Raw genomic sequence first — 19,530 nt, forward strand, 5'->3', positions numbered from 1 at the left:
CCGGGCATCACGGTTGTTCCTTACCTCCGACTGATGGCCTTGCGCGTTCCTGCCGGCCGCGCGGCCCCGGCAGGCCGGCCACGGCACGAAGGGTCAGGGGCGACGCCGCGTCAAACCAGCTCCCCCGCCGGCCAGGTCCATATGCACGCCGGAACGCACTTCACACCTGGGTTGCCGGCGTCATCGGCGCTTCGCGCGTTCGTGCCAGGGATCCGCAAGAGGAACCTGCCGGGGGTCAGCGCATGCGCCGCCGGGCGCGGGCTACTGCGCGACATCCTGTTGGCAGCTGAACGATGGCCTCTTGCTAAGGTTTTCCCTGCTCGCCTAAGCTGTTCCGCTGGAGAGTGACATGTTGATGCGAACACCGGCCAGGGAGAAGCCAGGTCTCGGCGAGCGAGTCCGCCGGGTCATCGAGCGACTCCGCGACCACGCATCGTCGTTTACGCTATCATCGCCCGCGAATGGGGCGACAGTGCGGAAGCCCTCCTACGTCGTCGAAGAGGAGCCTGACGACAGCAACATGGATGTCGCGCTGGCGGCGCTGATCGACCAGATCGAACGTCCCGCGCGGACGCCGCCGCCGCGATTTCCAGGTCTGGCACGCATCACCTCATCGCGTCAGGCGCCGCACATCCCGGTCTACGAGCGGCCGCCTTATTTCGACGTCGCGCCACGCCCCGTCGAGGTCGAGCCGCGGCGGATGCCCTATGATGAGCCAGCCGAGCGGATCGTGCCGGAGGACGAGCTGTCGGAGCTGCGCAAGGATCTGATGAGCGCGATCTCGGCGCGACTCGGATCGCCGGAGGATCATCTGGCGACGATCAGGAACCTGCTGAGGTCGGTGAAGTAGGATGTGGGGCCGCAGCAACATCGGCAAGACGGTCGAGGAGCTGACCGATCATCTGCGGCTGGTCGATCACGTGCGCGCGCTGCAGGACGGCCAGAAGGAGATCGCCGAGGCGATCCGGGCGGTGAACCAGCGCCTGACCTCGATCGAGGCCGAGTTCAGGGTGCTCAAGGCCGAGACCCAGCGTGACGCACTGCGCGAGGTGCAGCACGCCGTGCAGGGCGTTCAGGGCTCGGTCCATGACGAACTGACGCGCATGGCGACGCGGCTGGTGGTGCTGGAGCAGGCCTTGCGGCGCGAGGCCGTCCGCCAGCAGGCTCCAGCCGCTGCCTCGCGCGCAGCGCCCGTCCCCCGGTCCGACGGCGCCAAATAGGCGGCAGAGGCGGATCGATCGCGTGCGGCCGGTCGCGCCACGACGGGGCAGCCCGACGCCCGCGGGCCCTGCGGCGCGCCCAAACGCCGCGAGGCGCGTTGAGACATTGTTAACCCGGCGGCGCGAGCCTCGCGGCGGACCTCACGCACGAGGCCAAAGGCGACGACAGTCCCGTCGCAGGGTGCGGACGTCAGCACCGGATCCGCAGCCCGCATCGGCCTCACATCCGAGCGAGGCGAGCCATGCCCATCAATGCCATCGGCTCCGTCACCACGACGTCAGCAGCCCCGGCGGCGACCGCCCTGGCGCGAACGGGATCGCGCTCCGCGGTCAGCACGGCCGGCGTCCCGACGGCGAGCAGGATCGTGATCAGCAAGGTCTCGATCACGGTCGCCGGCGAGATCATCACCACGACCACCTATTCGGACGGCACAACCGGGGTGACGGTCTCCACAGCGCCGCCGAGCACGGGGCTGCAGACCTACACCGCCCGGGGAACGCTCAGCGGCGGCCGCATCGCCGCGTGAGACGGTGCGCTTGGCGTCGCCGTCGGCCCTCAGCGCAGCCTGGCCGCGCGGCTCGCGATGTCGATGACAACGCTGCCGGTCTTGGCGTAACCCTGCGGCACCGAGCCCTCGCCCGCCGCGGGCTCGCGCATGTCTTCCGCATCCTTCGGCTTCGGAAAGCCTTTGCCACAGGCTGTCTCGATCGTCTCGCGGTCGGCGTAGCTCACGTCCGCAACGACCGTTCCGGGGCTCGGCCCGGCCGCGAGCTTCGACAGATCGAAATATTTGAGCTGCTCCGAACAGGTAACGATGTTGGTCAGGTAGGCTCCCGTCGTGTCCTCGGCCTGCAGCAGAAAATCATAGGACATCTCGATGGGCCCGCCGCTGGCATTGGCGAAGCCGACGCGCGCCACGCCCGTCTCGACCACCCCCTGCCCCATATGCCCGGTCAGGCAGACGAGCACGTCCTGCGCTTCGTTCCTGGTGGTGGAGATGACGCATTCATCCACCTGCATGCCCGGCTGGAAGCCGCGAAATTTGTAGGCGCCGCCGACCTGCTCGAACACGACCGCGCCGCCGAAATCGGTCGCGTGCGGCTCGCAGCCACTGCCATAGCTCACGAGCAGCAGCGGATTGCTGGAGGCCAGGAAACGTCCCTGCTGCCGCTCCGGCTTCAGGGTGACGTCACAGCGGCGCCCCTCGGAGTCGGGATAGGATCTGGCGCGCTTGCAGGTGGTGCCCGCGATCGCGCCGGGCGCGCAGAACAGCGACAGCAGCGCGCGGTCGGTGGCGGCAGCCTCAGCGATCCCCGGGAAGACCTGACAGAGCAGCGGAAGCGACAGCAGTACTGAAAAGAGCTTGGTCATCGAATTGCCTTGCAAAACATCGCAGTTCTGCGCGGGACGATAGCGGACGCCGATACTGTTGCAAACCAGTCGTAAACCACGGCGAGACTCATGGCGAACGCTCGCCTCCGGTCACGCCCGCATTCCCTTCGCGACCAATGACCGCTTCAGCCCTTGGCGCGACCAGCGGATGATGTAGGCTGCGGTGAGATGCAGGACTGGACAAATGGCCGGCGGCAACGCAGCGGCCGGCGCACACGCATGAGGAGCCCATGACCGACCATCTGATCGTCACCGACGAGGGCGAGACGCGGACGATCAAGCTCCGGCGTCCGGAGAAGAAGAACGCGATCACCCAGGCCATGTATCTCGGCATGAGCGATGCGATCGACACCGCGCAGAACAACCCGCTGGTGCGATGCATCATCATCACCGGCGGCTCCGGCGTGTTCACGGCCGGCAATGATCTGGAGGATTTCCTGCATGCCGGCAATGCCGGCAGCGACGCCGCGCGCACGTCGGCGGCGACCAAGTTCCTGTATTCGCTGGCGCATAACGTCAAGCCGATCATCGCCGCGGTCGACGGCGTCGCGATCGGCATCGGCACGACGATGCTGTTCCATTGCGACTACGTGCTGGCGTCGACCACGGCGACGTTCTCGACGCCCTTCATCCATCTCGGCCTGGTGCCGGAGGGCGCCTCGAGCCTGCTGATGCCGCAGACCATGGGCTATCAGCGCGCGTTCGCGATGCTGGTCATGGGGCGCACCATGACCGCGGAGGATGCGCAGATCGCGGGCTTCGTCAATACGGTGGTGGCGCCGGGCCATACCGAGGTCGAGGCGCACAAGGTGGCGCGCGACATCTGCCGGCTGCCGGCCGAGGCGGTCGCGATCGGGCGCAGGCTGATCCGCACCGCGCCGGACGAGCTGACCCGCCGCATCGACCAGGAGGCCTATCTGTTCGCCGAGCGCATGACCTCCGAGGAGGCGGTCGGCGCGTTCAAGGCGTTCCTGTCGCGCAAGAAGAAGAAATGAGCGGAGCCGCGGCGGGCGCGCATGGCGCAGTTTGATGTCATCGTGATCGGCTGCGGCGCCGTCGGCAGCGCCGCATTGCTGCATCTCGCCAAGGCGGGCAAGCGCGTGCTCGGCATCGACCGCTTCCAGCCGCCGCACAAATTCGGCTCGACCCATGGGGAGACCCGCATCACCCGCGCGGCGATCGGCGAAGGCGTCGACTACACGCCGCTGGCGCAGCGCTCGCACGTGCTGTGGCGGGAGCTGGAGCGCGAGACCGGCGCACGGCTGTTCGAACAATGCGGCTGCCTGTTCATCCCGAGCCAGGATGGCGGCGAGGTCCACGGCGTCAGCAGCGCGCAGTTCTTCGCCAACATCGAAACCGCGGCGCGGCTGCACGGCGTCGACGGCGAGACGCTGTCGTCAGAGCAGTTGCGCGCCGCCTTTCCGGCGTTTGCCACCGCGGCGAACGACCGCGCCTTCCTCGATCGCGAGGGCGGCTATCTCATGGTCGAGGACTGCGTGCGCGCCGAGCTTGCGGTGGCCGCGCGCCATGGCGCGGAGCTCGTGACCGGCCGGCGCGTGGCGGCGTTTCGCCGTGCCGCGGGCGCCCTCGTCGTGACCCTGGACGACGGCGCGACGGCCTCGGCGGACACATTGATCGTCACCACCGGGCCGTGGATCACCGAGCTGATCGCGCCGCTGCGCCGCCGCGTCAATGTCACCCGCCAGGTGCTGTACTGGTTCGAGGTGCTGTCCCATCCGGAGCGCTTCGGTCCGGATGCGCCGGTCTTCATCTGGGACGTCACCGGCCGCGACCGCGCGGCCTCCGACATCTACGGCTTTCCGTGGCTGGGCTCGCCTGACAATGGCGTCAAGATCGCCAACGAAGTGCTGACCGGCGAGACCGATCCGGACGACGTCGCGCGCGAGGTCACGCCGGACGAAATCGCCGCGACCTATGAGACCTATGTCCGCCCCTTCGTGCCGGATCTCGGCCCGCGCTGCCTGCGCAGCGAGGTCTGCCTCTATACCAACGCGCCGGGCGGCCGCTTTATCATCGACCGCGATCCCGGCGATGCGGACGTGATCTACGCCTCGGCCTGCTCCGGCCATGGCTTCAAGCATTCGCCGGCGGTCGGCGAGGCGCTCGCCGCGATGGCCCGGGGCGAGACACCGAGGGTCGATCTCTCCGGCTTCACGCTGGACCGGCTGGCCGCCGCCGATCCGGCCTGACTACTTGCCGGACTGCAGCGCCGCCGTCTGCTTGGCCAGCCCCTCGTTGAACTGCGTCTCCAGCTTGTCGAGATAGGCGTTGAACTCGCCCGGCTTGACGAACGGGTTGGCCGCGCCTTCCGCGATCTTCGCCCGCTTGCCGGCCATGTCGTACATCTCCGGATGGGGCGCCAGCAGGATGTCGGGATGCGCCGTCTTGGCCCAGGCGAAGGTCTTCTTGTAGTCGTCGACGATGCCCGGATAGGTGGGACGGCCGACCAGCCGGTTCAACGCCACGGTGGCGCTGCAGAAGAAGATCAGGCTGCGGGTGGCGTCGCCGTCCTTCACGTCGGTCGTCCAGCTGGTGCAGCCCGGCGAATGGCCCGGCGTCTCGTGCGCCGTCAACGTCACGCCGCCGAGCGTGACGGTGTCGCCCTCGCGCACGGCGCGGTCGACCTTGACCGGCGGGAAGCCGAGATAGCGCTCCTCCTCGCGGCCCGGATAGAAGCCGCCTTCGAGCAGCGGCACGTCCTTGGCGCCCGCCACCATCTGCGCCCCGGTCTCCTGCTTGATCTGCGCCAGCCCGCCGGTGTGGTCGATATGGGCGTGGGTGTTGAGGATGTATTTGATGTCGGCGACCTTGAAGCCGAGCTTGCCGATGCTGGCCTCGATCTGCGCGGTCGATTCCGGCATCACGGTATCGATCAGGATATGGCCCTGCGGTGTCGTGATCAGGTAGGAGGCCAGCCCGTTGGTGCCGACGTAGTAGACGTCGTCGATCACCTTGAACGGCTCGGTCGGCTTATTCCACGCCGCGACCATCTGCTTCATCAGGTCCGGCAGCGATTGCGCTGCAGCGGAGCCGGCGGCCAGCGACAATGTCGCCGCAAGCAGCATCATTCTTTTCATTCCGGCCTCCCGATGTATTGTCGTTATGAAATCTTTTTATGTCATTGCGACCGCGGCGGGGCAATCGCGCTTCCGCCGTCGGACCTGCACCACACGTGACCCTGCCATGAGCCGTCTGTCCCGCTTTGCGCTTGCCTGCCTGCTGACCGGCGCCGCCGTTGCAAGCATCGCCGGCCCGCCCGCCTCGGCCGAGGACGAGCCGGTGGCGTTGCGCATCCTCGCCATCAACGACTTCCACGGCAATCTGAAGCCGCCCTCCTCCGGCATCCGCGTCGCCGATCCCGCCGACCCGACCAAGACCACCGTGGTTCCAGCCGGCGGCGCCGAGCACATGGCGAGCCTCGTCAAGCTGCTCGCCGACGGCCAGCCCAACACGATCTTCGTCGCCGCCGGCGACCTGATCGGTGCGAGCCCGTTTTTGTCCGCGATGTTCCACGACGAGCCGACCATCGAATCGATGTCGCAGATGGGGCTCGCGCTGTCGGCGGTCGGCAACCACGAGTTCGACGAGGGCAAGGCCGAACTGCTGCGGATGCAGAATGGCGGCTGTCATCCGACCGACGGCTGCCGCGGGCCGCAGCCGTTCACCGGCGCCAAGTTCCATTATCTCGCCGCGTCGACGTTCCTCGCCGGCACCGACAAGACGGTGTTTCCGCCCTACGAGATCCGCACCTTCGAGGACATCCCGGTCGCCTTCATCGGGCTGACGTTGAAGGGGACCGCGGGCATCATCTCGCCGGCGAGCGCGGCCGGCCTCGACTTCCGCAACGAGGCCGAGAGCGTCAACGCGCTGATCCCGGAATTGAAGGCCAAGGGCGTGCAGGCGATCGTCGTGCTGATCCACGAGGGCGGCTGGCCGTCCGGCGGCATGAACGAATGTCCCGGGCTGTCGGGGCCGATCGTCGACATCGTCAAGGACCTCGACAGCGCGGTCGACATCGTGATCTCCGGCCACACCCACCAGGCCTATGTCTGCACCATCGACAAGCGGCTCGTCACCTCGGGCGACAAGTTCGGCACGCTGGTGACCGCGATCGACGTCAAGCTCGACCGCACCACGCGCGACGTGATCAGCGCGACCGCCACCAACATCGTCGTCGACACCACACTGCCGAAGGATCCGGCACAGACCGCGCTGATCGACGCCTATGAGAAGCTCGCCGCGCCCTACGCCAACCGGCCCGCCGGCGTGCTCAGCGCAACGCTGTCGCGGATGCCCGATGCGTCCGGCGAGAGCGTGCTGGGCGACGTCGTCGCCGATGCCCAGCTCGCGGCGACGCGGGCGGCCGACAAGGGCGCCGCGGTGATCGCGATGACCAATCCCGGCGGCATCCGCACCGATCTCGTCCGCCGCGACGACGGCGCCGTGACCTATGCCGACGTGTTCGCGAGCCAGCCGTTTCGCAACCAGCTGATGACGGTCACCCTGACCGGCGCCGAGATCAAGGCCGCGCTGGAGCAGCAATGGCTCGACCCGGCGCGGCCGCGCATCCTGCAGGTCTCCAGCGGCTTCTCCTATGCCTTCGATGCCAAACAATCTGCCGGCGCCCGGATCGATGCCGCCAGCATGATGCTCGACGGCAAGGCCATCGATCCCACCGCATCCTACCGGGTCACCATCAACAACTACCTCGCGCTCGGCGGCGACGGCTTCACCGCGTTCAAGAGCGGCCGCGATCCGATCACCGGCCCCTATGACGACGAGGCGCTGTTCACCTATCTCAAGGCCAACAACCCGCTGGCCCCGCCGCCGCGCGGCCGCATCGTCAACAAGGCCTCGTGACGCCCCGCACGCCTGGCGGAAAGCCGGTCATATCGCCCGCGGGGCTCTTTCCGAGGCTGCGTTCAGCGCATAGATTGGGCACTCCCGCAACGCGCGAGTGGCAGAGCCCTGATGTCGACGCTGTATCTCTCTCATGAAGCCTGCCTCGATCACGCCACGCCGTCCGGCCACCCCGAGCGCGCCGACCGCCTGCGCGCGGTCGAGGAGGCCCTGACCGAGGAGCGCTTCGCCCTGCTCGATCGCGACGAGGCCCCGGAGGCGGACATCGAGCTCGCCCTGCTCTGCCACAACGAGCACTACGTCACCGAGCTGCGCCATATGGCCCCGACCTCGGGGATCATCTATCTCGACGGCGATACCTCGATGTCGCCGGGCACCTGGGAAGCGGTGATGCGCGGCGTCGGCGGCGCGGTCGCGGCGACCGAGTCGGTGATGTCCGGCCGCCACCGCAACGCCTTCGTCGCGGTGCGCCCGCCCGGGCACCATGCCGAGATCGCCAAGCCGATGGGCTTCTGCTTCTTCGACAATGTCGCGATCGCCGCGCGCTACGCCCAGCGCACCTTCGGCATCGCGCGCGCCGCCATCGTCGATTTCGACGTCCACCATGGCAACGGCACCCAGGACATCTTCTGGGCCGACAAGAGCGTGATGTACTGCTCGACCCACCAGATGCCGCTGTTCCCGGGCACCGGCGCCCGCGGCGAGCGCGGCGAGCACGACACCATCGTCAACGCGCCGCTGGCCTCCGAGGACGGCAGCCTCGAGTTCCGCTCCGCCTTCGAGAACCTGATCCTGCCGCAGCTCACCAAGTTCAGCCCGGAGCTCGTGATCATCTCGGCCGGCTTCGACGCCCACTATCGCGATCCGCTGGCGTCGCTCAACCTGCGGGCCGAGGATTTCGGCTGGGTCACCCGCAAGCTGATGGATCTGGCTGACAAGACCGCCGGCGGCCGCGTCGTCTCGGTCCTGGAGGGCGGCTATGACCTTCAGGGGCTTAAGGAATCCGTCGCGGCCCACGTCGCGGCGCTGACCGGGGCGTAATCCCCAGGTTCCGGCCGATCCACCCCGGCAGGGCCTGACAGGGCCGCGAGCGGGGTGTAAAAGCACGGCCCCGGAGTTGAGTGAGCTGCAGGGAACCCGCATGGCGGACAACACCGTAACCGACGTCAAGAAGCTGTCGTTCGAGCGCGCGATCGAGGAGCTGGAAACGATCGTGAAGCGGCTCGAGGACGGCAAGGTGCCGCTCGAGGAGTCGGTGACGATCTATGAGCGCGGCGAGGCGCTGAAGCGGCGCTGCGAGGAACTGCTGCGCCAGGCCGAGGCCCGGGTCGAGAAGATCACGACCGACGCCAGCGGCCATGCGGCGGGAACCGTACCGCTCGACGTGCAATAGCGGCTAGCGGCGGGCCTCTCCGGGCAACAGTCCGGATTTATTTCGCTGCCGTCCGGCGCGACTTTCACGCGCGGTCGGAGCGCCTCTCAATCGTGCAATTCGGCCGCACATCGGAGCAGCTGCATTGTCGACGGGCTTGGCCGCCAAGTGCCCCCTGGCGAAGTCTCTGCCCCGCGTTCACCGATCGAGAGCCGCCGCTACGTGCTTCGTTTACCATGCGACACGATTGGATCCTGGCAGTTCGACCATGGCGTCCCCGATCCCATGATCGCGCCGGTCCACGGCTGCAAGCGTCCGGGCCCGATCATGACAACGTGCTGCGCTCATAGGCCTTCCGCGTCCGCTTCGTGACGGCCCACGAAAGGCCGCACGCCGGCGACTTCTTCATGATCGTCCGCGGACCGATCCCCTTACGCGAACGCATGGCTCACCGCGCCGCGGCGCGCGCAATCGCCGCATCGGCGGATTCTGTGCCGCGGGAAAAAGCCTGGACCGAGCTCGCGTCCCCGGTCTATTGCGGAGCGCTGGCTGCCGTCGATTTGAGCAGCGCACTGGAACCTCCGGCACGCCGCCGCGGTTGAGACGTGGCGCAAAGGTACCGTTTGCGGGCTTGCCAACGCCCGCCGGGTTGGCTTTAAGACGCACTTTGGTGTAAAGCTTCTCGCAACTGCGGGTTTTTGGAAGTGTCCATCCTCTCCAGAGAGAGGAATCTAAGCGCTTGCAAGAGCTAGCAAAACTCACTTGGCTGAACGACTTGGCGATCTTGGGCGACTAACGAGGACGGCAAGGCCACCAAGAGTGACTTACATCACATAGATCGATCCCAAACCCGGCTAGTCTTCGGACTGCGGCTTCGATCCGCGCGGATGTGACCTTCAAGACCTCAGGTTTCGCCGCCCGTTACGATGAACCTCTCAGATGTCGGCCCTTGAACCCGACCTGCAAAATTGGAATGTCACCGTGACCACATTTAGTAAGACGCCGCTTCTCGACACCATCAAGACCCCGGAAGATCTGCGCCGGCTGAAGGTCGAGCAGGTCCGGCAGGTCGCCGACGAATTGCGCCAGGAGACCATCGACGCGGTCTCGGTGACCGGCGGCCATTTCGGCGCGGGTCTCGGCGTGGTCGAGCTGACCACGGCCATCCATTACGTATTCGACACCCCGCGCGACCGCCTGATCTGGGACGTCGGCCACCAGGCCTATCCGCACAAGATCCTGACCGGACGCCGCGACCGCATCCGCACCTTGCGCACCGGCGGCGGCCTGTCCGGGTTCACCAAGCGCGCCGAGAGCGACTACGATCCGTTTGGCGCTGCGCACTCGTCGACCTCGATTTCCGCCGGCCTCGGCATGGCCGTGGCGCGCGACCTGTCGGGCGGCAAGAACAACGTGATCGCCGTGATCGGCGACGGTGCGATGTCCGCCGGCATGGCCTATGAGGCGATGAACAATGCCGGCGCGATGAACTCCCGCCTTATCGTGATCCTCAACGACAACGACATGTCGATCGCGCCGCCGGTCGGCGCGATGTCGGCCTATCTGTCCCGCCTCTACTCGGGCAAGACCTACCGTACCCTGCGCGATGCCGCCAAGCAGCTCGGCCAGCATCTGCCCAAGGTGATTGCCAACCGCGCCAGCCGCGTCGAGGAATATTCGCGCGGCTTCATGATGGACGGCGGCACGTTGTTCGAGGAGCTCGGCTTCTACTACGTCGGCCCGATCGACGGCCACAACCTCGACCATCTACTCCCCGTGCTGAAGAACGTCCGCGACATGGAGACCGGCCCGATCCTGGTCCACGTCGTGACCCAGAAGGGCAAGGGCTACTCGCCCGCGGAAGCGGCAGCCGACAAATATCACGCGGTCGCCAAGTTCGACATCGCCACCGGCACCCAGGCCAAGGCCAAGCCGAACGCGCCGGCCTATCAGAACGTGTTCGGCCAGAGCCTGGTCAAGGAAGCCGAGAAGGACGACAAGATCGTCGGCATCACGGCCGCGATGCCCTCGGGCACCGGCATCGACATCTTCGCCAAGGCGTTCCCGAAGCGCACCTTCGACGTCGGCATCGCCGAGCAGCATGCGGTGACCTTCGCCGCCGGCCTCGCGGCGGAAGGCTACAAGCCGTTCTGCGCGATCTACTCGACCTTCCTGCAGCGCGGCTACGACCAGATCGTCCACGACGTCTGCATCCAGAGCCTGCCGGTGCGCTTCGCGATCGACCGCGCCGGCCTGGTCGGCGCCGACGGCGCCACCCATGCCGGCTCGTTCGACAACGCCTATCTCGGCTGCCTGCCGAACATGGTGATCATGGCGGCCTCCGACGAGGCCGAGCTGGTACACATGGTGGCGACCCAGGTCGCGATCAACGACCGGCCGAGCTCGGTGCGCTATCCGCGCGGCGAAGGCCGCGGCGTGGAAATGCCCGAGGTGGGCGTTCCCTTGCCGATCGGCAAGGGCCGCATGATCCGCCAGGGCAAGCAGGTCGCTCTGCTCTCGTTCGGCACCCGGTTGGCCGAGTGCGAGAAGGCGGCCGACGAGCTCGCCGCCCATGGCCTGTCCGCCTCGATCGCCGATGCGCGCTTCATGAAGCCGCTCGACGAGGAGCTGGTGATGAAGCTCGCCCGCGAGCACGACATCCTGATCACGATCGAGGAAGGCTCGATCGGCGGCTTCGGCTCGCACGTGATGCAGTATCTGTCCGACCAGGGCATGCTGGACGGCGGCCTGAAGATGCGTTCGATGGTGCTGCCCGACGAGTTCCAGGACCACGACACGCCGGCGGCGATGTACGCCCGCGCCGGGCTGGACGCCAAGGGCATCGTCCGCAAGGTGTTCGAGGCGCTCGGCAAGGACTACGCGACCGAGTCGGTCAAGCTCGCCTGAGGGCGGGCTTGCGTCCCGCAGTGGTGAGCCATGAAGATCTATCTGGCAGGTCCCGACGTGTTCCTGCCGGATGCCATTGAAATCGGCCGGCGGAAGGCCGCGATCTGCGACCGCCACGGCCTGATCGGCCTTTACCCCCTCGACAACAGCATCGACCTCGCCTCCTCCGACGCCTCGCGCCAGATCTTCCATGGCAACGAGGCGATGATGGACGACGCCGATGCCATCATCGCCAATCTCACGCCGTTCCGCGGCCCCGGCGCCGATGCCGGCACGGTCTATGAGTTCGGCTACATGGCCGGATCCGGCAAGCTGTGCCTCGGCTACTGCAACGACCCGGCCATCTACGCCGATCGAGCCCGGCGCTTCACGGCGGTGACGGAGCAGGACGGCCGCCTGGTCGATGGCGAAGGCCTGACGGTCGAGGATTTCGGCCTGCCCGACAATCTCATGATGATCCACGCGCTCGAGCTGCGCGGCCATCCACTGGTGCTGCCGCGCGAGCGGCCGGCGAATGTCTGGAACGATCTCTCGGCGTTCGAGCTGTGCGTGAAGCTAGCGGCGGAGCGGCTGGCCACGGTCTCGTAGGGTGGGCAAAGCGGCGCCGCCAGGTGCAGCGTGCCCACCGTCCATCCACGCTCTGCAATCGAGATGGTGGGCACGGCGCGTCAATTGCGATACGAGCTTGCGGAAACACCGGTGCACGCGCCTTTGCCCACCCTACGAGTCTCGCGTGGTGGCACGATCGATGACACGAACTCCCATGTCGTCCCTGCGAAAGCCGGGACCCATAACCACAGGACGGTGTGTTGGGCAGACACGTAGTTGCCATCTTCCTACAAACTACGTCCTGTGGTTATGGGTCCCGGGTCGGCGCACCGACGCGCGATGCGCGCCAGTGCTTGCCCGGGACGACACCGGAATGGTTGCGCGACCTCCACAACTCATGACCACTCCACAACTCATGACCATTCATCAAACCGCCCATGACCCCTGCCCGCAAACGCGCTGACATCCTCCTCGTCGAACGCGGCCTGTTCGAGAGCCGCGCGCGGGCGCAGGCGGCGATCGAGGCGGGGCTCGTGTTCGCCAACGACAAGCAGGTCGGCAAAGCCTCGGAGAGCATTCCCGCCGACGCCGTCCTGCAGGCCGAGCCGGCGCATCCCTGGGTGTCGCGTGGCGGCGTCAAGCTGGCGGCGGCGCTGGAGCATTACGGCATCGAGGTCGAGGACCATGTCTGCCTCGATGTCGGCGCCTCCACCGGCGGCTTCACCGAGGTGCTGCTGGCGAATGGCGCGGCGCTCGTGTTCGCGGTCGACGTCGGCCGCGACCAGTTGCACCCGTCATTGCGCAATCACCCGAAGATCATCTCGATGGAGCAGACCGACATCCGCAGCTACGACGGCAAGCGGCTGGCGCAGCGCCCCGACATCGTCGTGATCGACTGCAGCTTCATCTCGCTCAAGGCGGTGCTGCCGGCCGCGCTATCGCTCGCCGCCTCGCCGATGAGCCTGCTGGCGCTGATCAAGCCGCAATTCGAGGCGCAGGGAAAGCACGGCAAGGGCGGCATCATCAAGGATGCAGCCGTCCATCAAGCCGTGTGCGATGACATCGCCGCCTTCGCCGCCTCGCTCGGCTGCAGCGACATCGCGATCTTTCCGTCATCGATCAAGGGCGGCGACGGCAACGCCGAATTCTTCCTGGGAGCGCGCCGCCATGGTTGAACGTCTCGTCATCGACCAGGTCGGCCATCGCGGCGATGGCGTGTCGCTGTCATCGGGCGAGGCGCTGTACGTGCCCTACACGCTGGCCGGCGAGACCGTGGAGACGGCCGTCGTGCCCGGCCATCCCGATCGCCGCAAGCTGCTCGCGGTGGAGACGGCGAGTCCCGAGCGGATCGCGCCGTTCTGCGCGCATTTCGGCGTGTGCGGCGGCTGCGCCATCCAGCACTGGATGCCCGGGCCCTATCAGCAATGGAAGCGCAACATCATCGTCGAGACGCTACGGGCCGCCAAGGTCGACTGCGACGTGGCCGATCTGATCGATGCCCACGGCGCCGGCCGGCGCCGCGCCACCTTCCACGCCCGGATGGGCACGCACGACGTTCTCAGGGTCGGATTCTCGGCCGCGAACAGCCACGATATCGTGCCGATCGACCGCTGCCCGATCCTCGATCCTGCTCTGGACGGTGCGCTGGAAGCCGCATGGGCCCTGGCTGAGGCGCTGAAGCCGACCGGCAAGCCGCTCGACATCCAGGCGACCGCGACCAGCAACGGCCTCGACATCGACATCCGCGGCTCCGGCCCGCTGCCGCCGCCGCGCATCGCGGCCCTGTCCCGCCTCGCCGAACAGCACCGACTGGCGCGGCTGACGCGCCACGGCGAGCTGGTGCTGATGCGCAATGCGCCAGTTGTCACGATGGGCACGGCGCAGGTGACGCTGCCGCCCGGCTCGTTTCTGCAGGCCACCGTGCAAGGCGAGGAGACGCTGGCGCAGCTCGTGATGGAGCGGACCGGCAAGGCCAAGCACGTCGCCGACCTGTTCTGCGGCGTCGGCCCGTTCGCGCTGCGGCTCGCCACGCGGGCGCGCGTCACCGCCATGGACAATGATGCCGGCGCGATCGCGGCGCTGCAGAAGGCGGCCGGGACGCCCGGCCTCAAGCCGATCAAGGCCGAGGCGCGCGACCTGTTCCGCCGCCCGCTGATGCCGCCGGAATTGCGCGACATCGATGCCGTCGTGTTCGACCCGCCGCGCCAGGGCGCGCAGGCCCAGGCCAGGCAGCTCGCGGCCAGCAAGGCGCCGGTGATCGTCGCGGTGTCCTGCAACGTCACCACCTTCGCCCGCGACGTCCGCATGCTGATCGACGGCGGCTACAAGCTCGAGACGGTCGTCCCCGTCGACCAGTTCCGCCACACGCCGCATGTGGAGTTGGTGGCGCGGCTGGTGCGGTGAGGCGGTGATGCGGGATGCCTATTAGTTGAGCGCAGAGCTTGCTCGGCACGAACGGTGCGCACCCTCTCCCCGTTCTTACGGGGGCGCGACGAGCTTCGCTCGCGCTGAGAGGGTTGGGGTGAGAGGCAGCCGCACGGGAAGTGTCAGCAGGGGCAAACGCACCGGGTGTGTGCGTGGATAGACCTGTCCCCCTCACCCGGATTGCATCTTCGATGCAATCCGACCTCTCCCCGCAAGCGGGGCGAGGTGCACTGCCGCCGCTGCGAGATCCCGGCCACTCAAGAAACACGAGAGGTCAAGCAGCGGCGCTGCCGTGTCTATGACTGCTACCGCACCACGCTGACCTTCACCGGGGCGACGCCGGTGTGGATCATGCCGAGCGCCTGGGCGGCGGAGTAGGACACATCCACCACCCGGCCCTGCACGAACGGTCCACGGTCGTTGACACGCACCACCACCGAGCGGCCGGTCTTGACGTTGGTGACCTGCAAACGGGTGCCGAACGGCAGGCTGCGATGGGCGGCCGTCAGCTCGGAGGGATCGAAGCGTTCGCCGCTCGCGGTCTTGCGGCCTTCCGAGTAGTAGCTGGCGAGGCCCGACGAGGTGGCGTGGGCTGGAGGCGGGCTGAGCTCGGCCTGCTGGACGCGCACCACCGACTCCGGCGCCGTCTCCGCACGCTGCACCTGCGGCCGGAATTCGGCGGCAGCTTGCTTCGTCGGCGCCGCCCAGCGCGCCTGCCGGACCGCCGACGATTGCGCGCAGGCGGCGAGCGAAGCCGCCGCCGCACACAGCAGCGCTGGCCTCAGAAGTTGGGATGCGAGCCCTGCACCCGGGCCATGGACGACTGACGAGGGACCTGCTGTCCGGTCGATGATACGCATATTCTGTGCGCCTCCGCCTCAACCCGCTCATGGTCGCGGCCCAATCGCGGCGGCACAGTGGCAAAGAGAATTTTGGCGCCATGCAACCCCTGGTTTTTCAGATCGTGTGTGGCTGTGAGGTCACAGATTCGCCGGATCGGCAACAGGACGGGGTTTTTCCACACGAGATCGGGATACCAATCCTTGCACCCGACACGCGTCCGATGGGTGCGCAGTGCACGCCTCCGACCAGGACAGGCGGTGTGAAGCGCTGCGCGCCGGTCGATGGCGGATCAGGGGCGCCGGTGTGGCGCAGCCCGGGTCACCGGCCCCAGCGATCCTGCCAGATCTTCTCGCCGATCGTGCAGGACACGCGCGGCTCCTTGTCGGCGTCATCGGCGACCGGCACGATGCGCGGCGGCGGTGCCCGTCCGGCGACCTCCATCAGCAGCTTGGTGCGGATGGCCTCCTTGAACTCCTCGCGGCTCTTGATCGTGACCACGAACGAGCCGTGGCCGCCGGTGACGCAATCCTTGTAGTAGAGATCGAGGTTCTCGATATCCATGGTCGAGTAGGACGGCTCCTTGACCATGATCGGCAGGCCGTTGATCGTGATGCCCTTGTTGACGGCCTCGTCGCGCGCGATCGTCACCGGCGAGGGACCGTTGTTGTTGGGCCCGTCGCCGGAGATGTCGATGACGCGGCGCAGCCCGCGATAGGGGTTCTCATCGAACAACGGCATGGCGAAGTAGATCGCGCCCGAGATCGAGGTGCGCGACGCCCGGCGGATTGGCGTCTTCATGATCTCGGCGGCGACGGCGTCGGCACTTTCCGGTCCGTCGATCAGGCGCCATGGAATGATGATCTTCTGGTCGCTCGAGGCCGCCCATTCGAAATAGGTCACGGCGATGCGGCCGTGCACGCCGTTCTTCAGCGCCTGCAGGAACTCGCGCGAGCTGAGCGCCTGGGCGTAGCCTTCGCGCTGGATCGCCAGCTCGTCCAGATCCATCGAGTAGGACACGTCGACGGCGAGAATGAGCTCAACGTCGACAGAGGCTTCCTTCTCGCTCAGTTGCTGCGCCGGCTGGGTCCTCGGCGCGGCCACGACGCTGGCGACGTCGCCGCCAGCCAAGGCGCCCGCCAGACACGCCACCCCGATCGAGATCCACCAGCGCATGAGCTGCCCTCCAATCGCGTCTGATGATGGTGACATGCAATCCGCAGAGCGCAAAGCGGGAACGCACACATCCATTCACATTCCGGTTAGTCCCCTGGATTGCCCGGATGTCAGGCAGCCGCGTGCGCCCATCGCGCAAGGCATGCAGCCCGTGGTTTCCCGGAGCGTTCGAAGCCTGTATCGTGGCGTGACTGCCGCATCAGGAACACAGGCGCGCCCTTCAAATGAACGATGCCGTCACCAAGCCCAAGACGAAGGTACGCACCAAGACCGAGCGTCCGCGGCTCTACAAGGTGATCCTCGTCAACGACGATTTCACGCCGCGCGATTTCGTGGTGATGATCCTGAAGGCGGAATTCCGCATGACCGAGGACCAGGCCTACAAGGTCATGATCACGGCCCATAAGCTCGGCGTCTGCGTGGTGGCGGTGTTCACCAAGGACGTCGCCGAGACCAAGGCGACGCGCGCGACCGATGCCGGCCGCGCCAAGGGATATCCGCTGCTGTTCACCACCGAGCCGGAGACCTGAGCCGGCGAACTAATTCCCTTCCTCGCGCAGCCCGAACACGCGTTGCGCGGTCGCGAGGCCAGCGATCGGAAATTCGCCGAGATCGGTCCAGAGATCGGTCAGCGGCTCGGGACAGGCGCCGGCAAAGGCCTCGGACGCGACCACCGTGCGCTTCAGCTGCGCGGCCATCTTCTCCAGCCTTGCGGCGAGATTGACGGCGGGGCCGATGCAGGTGAAGTCGAGCCGGTTGCCGCCGCCGATATTGCCATAGAGCAACCGTCCGACATGCAGCGCCACGCCGAAACGAAACCGCTCCCCGATGTCGCCGACCGCATATTCCAGCGCGTCGACGCGGGCGCGCGACGCCCGCGCCGCCGTGAGCACGCGGCCGCAGACCTCGCTCGGATCGCCGCCCTGCGCGCGAATGGGGAACACCGCGAGCAGGCCGTCGCCCATGAACTTGAGCACCTCGCCGCCCTGCTCGCGGATCGGATCCACCTGGCAGTCGAAGTACTGGTTGAGGATGTCGACGACGTTCTCGGCCGGCAGCCGGTCCGACAGCGGCGTGAAGCCGCGCAGATCCGACAACCAGATCGCCGCATCGAGCGTATCGGTGTGGCCGCGGCGGATCTGGCCGCCGAGGATGCGCTCGCCGGCGCTGTTGCCGACATAGGTGTCGAGCAGCATCGAGGCGGTCCGGCGCAGCGTGACGATCTCGGTGTAGCGTGCGAGCGCAGGCATCAGCGACCGGATCGCGTTCAGCTGCGCGTCGGTGAAGCCTCTTGGAGATTTGGTGGTCCAGCTCGAGGCATGGACCGCGCGATCGATGAAGGTCATCGGCAAGGCGAGATAGTCGGTCACGCCCTCGGCACGCAGATCCATCAGGATCGGAAAACGCTCCGCCTGCGGATGGCGAGGATCGGCCCCGAACTCCCTGCCATGCTCGAACACGAGCGCGAGCGGACTGTCCGTGTAGGCCGGGGTGCTCTCGAAACCGAAATCGACCGTGCCCATCTCGACCTCGGCGCCCTGGCGCCAGATGAAGCTGCGGCCGGCGATATCGGGATGAAGGGTGCGGACGAACACGCCGACGCGCCACAACGGGATGCCGAGCCCGACCAGGCGCTCGCAGCATTCGGACATCATCTGGCTCGGCGTCGCCGCGGAGCGCGCACCATCGACCAGCCAGTCCTTGATGTCCCGCAGCTTGGAAGTGTCCATGGGCTGAGATTAAGCGACGGACGTGACAACAGTAAACAGGTACTCCGTGCGCGACCAACCGACCTGGCCGCGATGGCGCAGCAGATGATCGGCGAGCACGCAGGCCATCATCGCCTCGCCCACCGGGCCCGTGCGGATTGCCGACGCAGGGGTCGTGATGGCCCTTGGTGAGGCTCTTCGTGACAGCTCATGGAGACAGCGAGACGCACGCGGCGTGGCGGCAATTTTAGCCATTTGCGAGGAAGGCCGTTCAGCTCCGCGCGGTATCCTGACACGATGAGAGAGACCCTCCGCAGCGTATCATCCACCATTGTTCCTCAGACCTCGTTCGGACCGTTGCGGCTACTGCCGGCGCTGCCATGGCTCATCCTCGCCGCGGCAATGCGGGTGATCGCGTTTGCCGGCGGACCGGCCAGCCTGCCCGCTCTGGTCGTGGCCGCGGTCGCCGTGCTGCACGCCTTCATCGTCACGGCGCAGCGCTGTATCGAGGCAAGCGGCGGCCAGACGAACCTCGGCGAGCTGAGCGTCACCGACCAGCTTCGATTGTCCCTGGCCGTGCTATGGCGGATCGCCTTGCTGATGATCGCGGCTGCGCTAGCCCTGGTGTTCACGCCCTATGCGGGACAGAGCCCCCATCTGATGGCCGGACTGGATGGCATGGCCTTCGACCAGTTCACGCATCTCGGCCGGTTCTGGAGCGCATTCATCGCAGCGCTGGTGCTGCTGATGATCCTGCAGGCCGAGCGCAACAATGGCCGGACCGCGTTCTTCCCCGCACTCGGTGAGTTCGCTCGGCGCGGGCTATGGCTCGGGACCGCCGTGCTGGTGCTGGGCCTGGTCAACATCGGACTGGGCTACGGCCAGAATGCCGTCCGTAGCCTGATCTGGACGTTCGGGCAGACCGAGGCCAGTCAGTTCGCCAAGAACCTGGTGTTCTTCGTGTTCATCTTCTCGTTCGCGATGCTGCGGCTGTGGGTCACGCTCTCGATCGTGACCTTCGGGCTGAAGGCGTCGTATGTGTACGGCGAGAACGACTAA

The 19,530-nt window shown here is 67.1% G+C and carries 19 protein-coding genes and 1 pseudogene; 14 read left to right on the forward strand and 6 right to left on the reverse strand.

The annotated features are described in order from the left end of the window. Positions 1–472 precede the first annotated feature (472 nt). The 3 genes from ACQR1D_RS26025 (at position 473) to ACQR1D_RS26035 (ending at position 1,747) form a co-directional block, all read left to right on the forward strand. The gene (locus tag ACQR1D_RS26025; protein WP_315802332.1) at positions 473–850 is read left to right on the forward strand and encodes a hypothetical protein; all 378 of its coding nucleotides are present in this window, start codon (positions 473–475) and stop codon (positions 848–850) included. 1 nt (position 851) lies between these two features. Next, positions 852–1,220 carry a hypothetical protein gene (locus ACQR1D_RS26030; protein WP_315802331.1) on the forward strand — a complete coding sequence of 123 codons (369 nt, stop codon included), beginning with the start codon at positions 852–854 and terminating at the stop codon, positions 1,218–1,220. 242 nt (positions 1,221–1,462) lie between these two features. After that, a complete protein-coding gene (locus ACQR1D_RS26035; protein ID WP_315802330.1) occupies positions 1,463–1,747 on the forward strand; it encodes a hypothetical protein in 285 nt (94 codons plus the stop codon). A 29-nt stretch (positions 1,748–1,776) separates the two neighbouring features. On the opposite strand, the gene ACQR1D_RS26040 is transcribed toward ACQR1D_RS26035, so the two are convergent. Beyond that, on the reverse strand, positions 1,777–2,592 hold the full coding sequence (locus ACQR1D_RS26040; protein WP_316218411.1) for a hypothetical protein: 816 nt from the start codon (positions 2,590–2,592) through the stop codon (positions 1,777–1,779). A 251-nt stretch (positions 2,593–2,843) separates the two neighbouring features. Between ACQR1D_RS26040 and ACQR1D_RS26045 the strand changes: the two genes are divergently transcribed. Beyond that, complete coding sequence (locus tag ACQR1D_RS26045) at positions 2,844–3,608, forward strand: crotonase/enoyl-CoA hydratase family protein (RefSeq protein ID WP_315802328.1); 765 nt, start codon at positions 2,844–2,846, stop codon at positions 3,606–3,608. 21 nt (positions 3,609–3,629) lie between these two features. Beyond that, positions 3,630–4,823 carry an N-methyl-L-tryptophan oxidase gene (solA, locus tag ACQR1D_RS26050; RefSeq protein ID WP_315802327.1) on the forward strand — a complete coding sequence of 398 codons (1,194 nt, stop codon included), beginning with the start codon at positions 3,630–3,632 and terminating at the stop codon, positions 4,821–4,823. On the opposite strand, the gene bla is transcribed toward solA, so the two are convergent. Beyond that, entirely contained in the window at positions 4,824–5,711 is an 888-nt protein-coding gene (gene bla / locus ACQR1D_RS26055; protein ID WP_434839801.1) for a subclass B3 metallo-beta-lactamase, read from the reverse strand. A 106-nt stretch (positions 5,712–5,817) separates the two neighbouring features. Here bla and ACQR1D_RS26060 point away from each other — a divergent pair, with 106 nt between their 5' ends. The 7 genes from ACQR1D_RS26060 (at position 5,818) to ACQR1D_RS26090 (ending at position 14,725) form a co-directional block, all read left to right on the forward strand. Continuing rightward, positions 5,818–7,494, forward strand: coding sequence for a bifunctional metallophosphatase/5'-nucleotidase (locus tag ACQR1D_RS26060; protein WP_434839802.1), 1,677 nt, complete (start codon positions 5,818–5,820; stop codon positions 7,492–7,494). Positions 7,495–7,605: 111 nt separating this feature from the next. Then, complete coding sequence (locus tag ACQR1D_RS26065) at positions 7,606–8,535, forward strand: histone deacetylase family protein (protein WP_315802324.1); 930 nt, start codon at positions 7,606–7,608, stop codon at positions 8,533–8,535. Between the two features lie 100 nt (positions 8,536–8,635). Further along, positions 8,636–8,887 carry an exodeoxyribonuclease VII small subunit gene (locus ACQR1D_RS26070; protein ID WP_315802323.1) on the forward strand — a complete coding sequence of 84 codons (252 nt, stop codon included), beginning with the start codon at positions 8,636–8,638 and terminating at the stop codon, positions 8,885–8,887. Positions 8,888–9,847: 960 nt separating this feature from the next. Beyond that, positions 9,848–11,773 carry a 1-deoxy-D-xylulose-5-phosphate synthase gene (gene dxs / locus ACQR1D_RS26075; protein WP_315802322.1) on the forward strand — a complete coding sequence of 642 codons (1,926 nt, stop codon included), beginning with the start codon at positions 9,848–9,850 and terminating at the stop codon, positions 11,771–11,773. Between the two features lie 30 nt (positions 11,774–11,803). Beyond that, on the forward strand, positions 11,804–12,361 hold the full coding sequence (locus tag ACQR1D_RS26080) for a nucleoside 2-deoxyribosyltransferase (RefSeq protein WP_315802321.1): 558 nt from the start codon (positions 11,804–11,806) through the stop codon (positions 12,359–12,361). Between the two features lie 398 nt (positions 12,362–12,759). Further along, positions 12,760–13,497 carry a TlyA family RNA methyltransferase gene (locus ACQR1D_RS26085; protein ID WP_316178366.1) on the forward strand — a complete coding sequence of 246 codons (738 nt, stop codon included), beginning with the start codon at positions 12,760–12,762 and terminating at the stop codon, positions 13,495–13,497. Then, positions 13,490–14,725, forward strand: coding sequence for a class I SAM-dependent RNA methyltransferase (locus tag ACQR1D_RS26090; protein ID WP_315802319.1), 1,236 nt, complete (start codon positions 13,490–13,492; stop codon positions 14,723–14,725). Before ACQR1D_RS26085 ends, ACQR1D_RS26090 begins: the two co-directional genes overlap by 8 nt. A gap of 326 nt (positions 14,726–15,051) precedes the next feature. Here ACQR1D_RS26090 and ACQR1D_RS26095 read toward each other — a convergent pair whose 3' ends face one another. Together ACQR1D_RS26095 and ACQR1D_RS26100 are read right to left on the reverse strand one after the other, a co-directional pair. Next, positions 15,052–15,606, reverse strand: coding sequence for a septal ring lytic transglycosylase RlpA family protein (locus tag ACQR1D_RS26095; protein WP_315802318.1), 555 nt, complete (start codon positions 15,604–15,606; stop codon positions 15,052–15,054). A 301-nt stretch (positions 15,607–15,907) separates the two neighbouring features. Continuing rightward, positions 15,908–16,762: a DUF1194 domain-containing protein gene (locus ACQR1D_RS26100; RefSeq protein WP_315802317.1), complete on the reverse strand. Its 855-nt coding sequence runs from the start codon at positions 16,760–16,762 to the stop codon at positions 15,908–15,910. A gap of 224 nt (positions 16,763–16,986) precedes the next feature. On the opposite strand from ACQR1D_RS26100, the gene clpS reads away from it, so the two are divergent. Continuing rightward, positions 16,987–17,292: an ATP-dependent Clp protease adapter ClpS gene (clpS, locus tag ACQR1D_RS26105; protein ID WP_035654766.1), complete on the forward strand. Its 306-nt coding sequence runs from the start codon at positions 16,987–16,989 to the stop codon at positions 17,290–17,292. A 9-nt stretch (positions 17,293–17,301) separates the two neighbouring features. On the opposite strand, the gene ACQR1D_RS26110 is transcribed toward clpS, so the two are convergent. Next, complete coding sequence (locus ACQR1D_RS26110) at positions 17,302–18,492, reverse strand: adenylate/guanylate cyclase domain-containing protein (RefSeq protein WP_315802316.1); 1,191 nt, start codon at positions 18,490–18,492, stop codon at positions 17,302–17,304. Positions 18,493–18,501: 9 nt separating this feature from the next. Next, positions 18,502–18,673, reverse strand: a pseudogene (locus ACQR1D_RS26115) (chorismate synthase); the annotation flags it as partial. Positions 18,674–18,768: 95 nt separating this feature from the next. Between ACQR1D_RS26115 and ACQR1D_RS26120 the strand changes: the two are divergent. Beyond that, positions 18,769–19,530, forward strand: a complete 762-nt coding sequence (locus ACQR1D_RS26120) for a hypothetical protein (protein ID WP_316178361.1) — start codon at positions 18,769–18,771, stop codon at positions 19,528–19,530.

The sequence above is a fragment of the Bradyrhizobium sp. HKCCYLRH2047 genome, from assembly GCF_051168175.1.
In the GTDB taxonomy this organism is placed as follows: domain Bacteria; phylum Pseudomonadota; class Alphaproteobacteria; order Rhizobiales; family Xanthobacteraceae; genus Bradyrhizobium.

Coding starts and splice junctions, on each gene's coding strand:
- ACQR1D_RS26030 (WP_315802331.1), top strand. CDS start 852: ATGTGGGGCCGCAGCAACATCGGCAAGACGGTCGAGGAGCTGACCGAT.
- ACQR1D_RS26035 (WP_315802330.1), top strand. CDS start 1,463: ATGCCCATCAATGCCATCGGCTCCGTCACCACGACGTCAGCAGCCCCG.
- ACQR1D_RS26040 (WP_316218411.1), bottom strand. CDS start 2,592: ATGACCAAGCTCTTTTCAGTACTGCTGTCGCTTCCGCTGCTCTGTCAG.
- ACQR1D_RS26045 (WP_315802328.1), top strand. CDS start 2,844: ATGACCGACCATCTGATCGTCACCGACGAGGGCGAGACGCGGACGATC.
- solA (WP_315802327.1), top strand. CDS start 3,630: ATGGCGCAGTTTGATGTCATCGTGATCGGCTGCGGCGCCGTCGGCAGC.
- bla (WP_434839801.1), bottom strand. CDS start 5,711: ATGAAAAGAATGATGCTGCTTGCGGCGACATTGTCGCTGGCCGCCGGC.
- ACQR1D_RS26060 (WP_434839802.1), top strand. CDS start 5,818: ATGAGCCGTCTGTCCCGCTTTGCGCTTGCCTGCCTGCTGACCGGCGCC.
- ACQR1D_RS26065 (WP_315802324.1), top strand. CDS start 7,606: ATGTCGACGCTGTATCTCTCTCATGAAGCCTGCCTCGATCACGCCACG.
- ACQR1D_RS26070 (WP_315802323.1), top strand. CDS start 8,636: ATGGCGGACAACACCGTAACCGACGTCAAGAAGCTGTCGTTCGAGCGC.
- ACQR1D_RS26080 (WP_315802321.1), top strand. CDS start 11,804: ATGAAGATCTATCTGGCAGGTCCCGACGTGTTCCTGCCGGATGCCATT.
- ACQR1D_RS26085 (WP_316178366.1), top strand. CDS start 12,760: ATGACCCCTGCCCGCAAACGCGCTGACATCCTCCTCGTCGAACGCGGC.
- ACQR1D_RS26090 (WP_315802319.1), top strand. CDS start 13,490: ATGGTTGAACGTCTCGTCATCGACCAGGTCGGCCATCGCGGCGATGGC.
- ACQR1D_RS26095 (WP_315802318.1), bottom strand. CDS start 15,606: ATGCGTATCATCGACCGGACAGCAGGTCCCTCGTCAGTCGTCCATGGC.
- ACQR1D_RS26100 (WP_315802317.1), bottom strand. CDS start 16,762: ATGCGCTGGTGGATCTCGATCGGGGTGGCGTGTCTGGCGGGCGCCTTG.
- clpS (WP_035654766.1), top strand. CDS start 16,987: ATGAACGATGCCGTCACCAAGCCCAAGACGAAGGTACGCACCAAGACC.
- ACQR1D_RS26110 (WP_315802316.1), bottom strand. CDS start 18,492: ATGGACACTTCCAAGCTGCGGGACATCAAGGACTGGCTGGTCGATGGT.
- ACQR1D_RS26120 (WP_316178361.1), top strand. CDS start 18,769: ATGAGAGAGACCCTCCGCAGCGTATCATCCACCATTGTTCCTCAGACC.